Below are 4,728 nucleotides of genomic sequence, written 5' to 3'. Positions count from 1 at the left end.
CATTGTAATGAGCTTTAAGCTCGACCAGCGCAGCTAAAGACTGCTGAATTACGAACTCACCAATCGGAATGATCATGCCGTTTCTCTCGGCTACTGGGATAAATTCGGCAGGGGATACTTGGCCAAGATGCTCGCTGTGCCAGCGTAATAATGCTTCAAAGCCTATTACTTGTTTACTTTGTGCGTCGATCTTTGCTTGGTAGACCAAGTACATTTCGTTCTTGTCCAAGGCAGCGCGAAGTGCTTGCTCTAACTCTATTTGACGCGATACTTTCTCTTTTCGCTCTGTAGTGTAAAAAGCATAGGAACCGTTAGAGAATTCTTTTGCTACGTGAGTTGCTGAATCGGCATTCTTAAGTAATTCATCAGATGTGTCGCCGTCAAAAGGAAAAATTGAGATCCCGATGCTCGCCGAAAGAGTGTATAAACCCGCATCTATTTGAAAGGCTGCCCGAAACTGCTCCAATACGGAGCTGGTTGTTGAAGCTAGGTCGGACACATCATTAAAGTGACTGATGATAATCAGGAATTGATCACCACTGAGGCGGCCCAGTGTGTCACCCTCTGTTAGTGTTGTGCCAAGCCGCTCAGCAACTTGTTTCAGGACTTGATCCCCGGCACTGTGCCCGTAGGAGTCATTAATCTTCTTAAATTCATCGATGTCTATCGAAAGCATGGCTACTTTCGAGTTGTTCTGTTTGGCTTCGTTAATGCGTTCTCGTAAACGGTCTTCGATCAGGAAGCGGTTTGGAAGGTCGGTTAGCTGGTCATAATGCGCTGAACGAAGTATCTGTGAAGTTTGCTGTCTTACTTTACGCTTTAGCATCATGTTCCAAAGCGCACCGATAATGATGATGACAAAAAGAGCAGCACTTATCCGAAGAACGATCATTAGGCTCTGCTCGTTATCGACTTTTATGCTTGTCCATTTTTGGCGGATAGCCTCTTCTTCTTCCACCGTAATACTGTCCAGACCTTTTTCAATAATAGAAACCAATTCGGGCCAGTCATTACGTACGGCGAAGTGTAGGTTTTGTTTCTCTTTTGAAACGGGGGCGGCTACCTTTAGGTTGTTAAGGTTAAGCTTCCTTATCCAATAAGAAGTTGAGGCGACATTTCCTACAAATGCATCGACTTCGCCACCTGACAATGCAAGCAAGGCTTCATTCAGGGTTTTGTATGTATGGGGCTGGATATTCGACTGCTCAGTGACAAAGCCATAGTGCGATGAATTTGCCTGAACAGCGACTTTATGAGTGCTGAGTCAGATAAGCCAGAAATAAAGGGAAAATCTGACTGAGTGACAATGACACGATGGAAGCTCAGGTAAGGGCGGGTATAATTAAAAAAATTTCTTACGCTCTTCAGTCATACCCACAGCCGGCATAACATCCAATTGTTTATTTTTTGCTTTCTCGGTCACTTCTGCCCAGCTTAGGTCAGGAATGACTTCCAAATTTAAATTTAAGCGCCGATTTAACAAGCTAATATAGTCCGAGGCCAGACCCTTGTATTGGCCATCTTCAAAAAACTCAAAAGGAGCGAACTCCGGGTCTACACCCAATTTAATAGTTGGATGAGCATCTGCCCAAGCACGTTCATCAGGACTTAGACGAACTTGCCTGTTGGCTTGTAAATAATCGATCGGAAGCCATTTAGAGCGAAGCGCTTGAAGCTGATCTTCGGGAATGCTGCGCAGAGCCTTGGTTAGAATTGAAGATAAAAGCGGCCAGTCTTTTCTTACTGCAATCGACTCAGGCGAGCCATTACTGTCGTATATTGCTGCATATTTTAAGTTTGAGATCAGATACTTGGTGCGATAATAATGCCCAGCACCAATAAATGAGACGGCTGCATCGGCATCACCGACAGACACGGCATTGAGCGCATCAAGCATCGTATCAACCTTCAAGGGTTGAATCGTAGGGAACTCTTTAGTAATTCGTTTAGCGTATTGGTAGTCAGAAACCAGAGCAACTTTTTTATATTTCAGGTCAAATTTGCTATCAATCTCTGTGTTGTCGTCACGAGTGATAATAACTAATGACTTTCGAATATATGGGTCAGAGAACTTGAACCAGGTATTGCGTTCATCACGCTCTACCATTGTTGCCACAATATCTACTTTATGTTGCTTGGCATCTTCGTATAGCTCTTTCCATTGCGTTTTTGCATAGGGCGAAAACTCGACCCCCAGTTTTTTTGAAATAATACCGAACAACTCTGGCGAAAAACCATCGATAGATTTGTCATTGTCCAAAAAACTGTAGGGAGGGAAGTAACCATCATATGCTATTGATACAACGGGATGTAGTGCTAACCACTCTTGTTCTTCCAGGCTTAAGTTGATTGAGCTATCGGGCGTCGCGTGGCTATATAGCGGGGCTAAAATAAAACCTAATATAAGCAGCTGCAAACACTGAGTGAGTGAAGAAAAAGACGTAATCCTAGGGAAAAGAGTAGCTGCTATTACTGATTTTTTAGGGGGGTGACCATGCTGCTTGTTGCTCATAGACGTCCGGATTGTTCTGTAGAGAGTTAGGGCTTATGTATACCTAGTTTTAAACCAAATAATACAAGCACTTAACAGTGATTCCCAAACGCTAGTAAAATGTAGGCAAAGCGCTCCTTGTTTTGAGCGCCTTCCCCGGCCTATGAGCTAATTCAGAATAGATGATTTGTTTGCTTTAAATCGGTCATTCTTCCATTGGCGCTGGGTTCTTGCGGCTTTTTCGCCACTCATACTTGTTAGAATCTCGAAGTAATCTGACTGGTATTTATCTTTTAAAATATCTTCTTTAGTCTTACCTTTCACAGCATAGACTGTCTGAATATTTTGTTGGTCAAAAGCTCGCCATTCCTGCTCATCTTTTAACAAAGAATATTTATGGCCTTCCAGAGCTTTTCTAACCTTGGCTGTTTCAAAGCTGCCTGCGCGTTCTACGGCGTCTTTGTATTGATATAAAATTGAATATGCCGAAGCTGCGGAAGAAGAAGGGTAGGCGTCATAGCGTTTGCTAAAGGTTTCAACGAATTTTTTGCCTGTTTCATAATTGTATTGTTCTGGTATATTCCATGCCCAGGGTAAAGCACCAACAACGCCCTCCATTGCTTCAGGTCCAGCACTTTTGGCCATGCCTAAGGTCAGGTTAGGTACGACGATAGACATTTTTTTCTTAAGCCCCATGGCGGTGACCATTTTTAAGGCTTTTGCCATATCATCGCCAAATAAAACCAACACTAATACATCGGGTACTTCTTCTTTCGCTGCGTCTAAGGCCGCCTTGAAGTCCTGCTTTGTCGCACCAGGGAAGGGGACAAGTGCGCGCTGGTGTGCTTTTTTGTCTTTGGTTTTGCTGAACTTGCGAATTGAGTTTTCAGTCGACCAGCCTCAGGTATAGTCTGCAGTGATGTAGAATAACTCTTTACCTTTGAAGTTTTTCTTTAGGTATTTTGAAAGCACTTTAGCGCCCATCCAGGCGTTATAACTTTCCCTGAACATGTGGGTATGACCGTCTTTCCCCGTCGTGGCATTTGAGTAGGTTAGCGTGCCAAAGTATAAAGTGTCACGCGCTTTTGCAGCGTAGCCACCTGAAATAGAGACAGCGCTAGAGGAACCGCCAAAAATCATTTTTGCGCCCTGGTCATCGATCATGTGGACGACGTTTGTGGTAGATATTGCGGCTTTTGACTGAGTGTCTTTTTTAAGAAGCTTTATGGGTTTTCCTAGTATCCCGCCATTATTATTAATTTCTTCAACTGCCATATCGGCAGCACATTCTTGGGCGAGTCCTTGTACTTGGTAAGGGCCTGAAGCGGGATAGTTAAGGCCTATAATGACTTCATTTGCACTTAAACTACTGGCATGTGAGATTAATGTTAACAAGGATAGGCAGAAAAGCTTACGTAAAAGCATATAAAACTCATAAAATAGTGGATTAACAGGAATTTAGTTTAGTCCATACAACGTAAAGTCGCAGGGAATTTTGATGAGAAATTGTTTTATATCTATTGCTATACAAAAACTGATCCGCCAATAGTTTAGAGATGAGGCTCTCGCTTACAAATTACTTCTTTTTGATCAGTCTTTTGTTGTTGCAGGTGCTTCAATAGTTTTTTGGCAGAAGTCTTCACTTGTTTATTTTCATTCTTAGTCTGTAGCTCAATATACCTACCTAACATTTCACACTGTACGCATAAGTCCTGGAAACGCCCAAAGAGCGCTTGGTGGGCTTTGTAAGATTGTTTGGCTGAGCTTGTTTTGGAGCCAGTAAGCTCAGAGAGGTAGCGGCTTTTCTTAATTAGCTTACGGATATGGTGAAGGTCGTCATCTTGATTGCTTGAGGTTAAATTATCCATAAGTCGACTGATATTGTCTGATAGCTCAATTTGTTTGTCAGTAAGCTTGTCATCATTAGTTTTTCCACACAGCTGTTCAAATTCACTAGATCTAAGAAACTGCTTCCATTGTTTGTTGTCTCGAAGAAAACGTTCACTATTGGCGAATTCACAGAATGCTAACAGCTTCTCGTGACGTATTTTTTCGAGGTCTTGGTATAGTTGAGAAAGTCCCTCACCGTATGTGCCTTGCTCTTCACCAGAAATGACTGAAAGGTAGTTTAGAAATACGTCTAAATCTCTCAGCTCGCCAGTGAGCATTGCGTGCTGTTTTAAGTTCCGTAGGTGCTGATCAAGCGTTTTGTCTTTTGTTAAGGTGTAAATCATGCT

At 42.7% G+C, this 4,728-nt stretch carries 2 protein-coding genes and 2 pseudogenes; all 4 read right to left on the bottom strand.

Annotated elements, in window-relative coordinates; translation table 11 throughout:
* A partial coding sequence (locus A3761_RS28495) for an EAL domain-containing protein (protein WP_231881176.1) occupies nucleotides 1-214 on the bottom strand: 214 nt, incomplete at its 3' end.
* Between the two features lie 153 nt (nucleotides 215-367).
* Nucleotides 368-2,512 (bottom strand): annotated as a pseudogene (locus A3761_RS28490) (transporter substrate-binding domain-containing protein); the annotation flags it as partial.
* A gap of 147 nt (nucleotides 2,513-2,659) precedes the next feature.
* Nucleotides 2,660-3,916: pseudogene (locus A3761_RS05880) on the bottom strand (ABC transporter substrate-binding protein).
* A gap of 125 nt (nucleotides 3,917-4,041) precedes the next feature.
* Nucleotides 4,042-4,728, bottom strand: a 687-nt coding sequence (locus A3761_RS05875) for a CHAD domain-containing protein (protein WP_156491651.1), incomplete at its 5' end; no start/stop codon positions are given.

Source organism: Oleiphilus sp. HI0123, assembly GCF_001635315.1.
The sequence above is the reverse complement of the archived record's forward strand: the minus strand, read 5'-3'. Positions and strand labels throughout refer to the sequence as shown.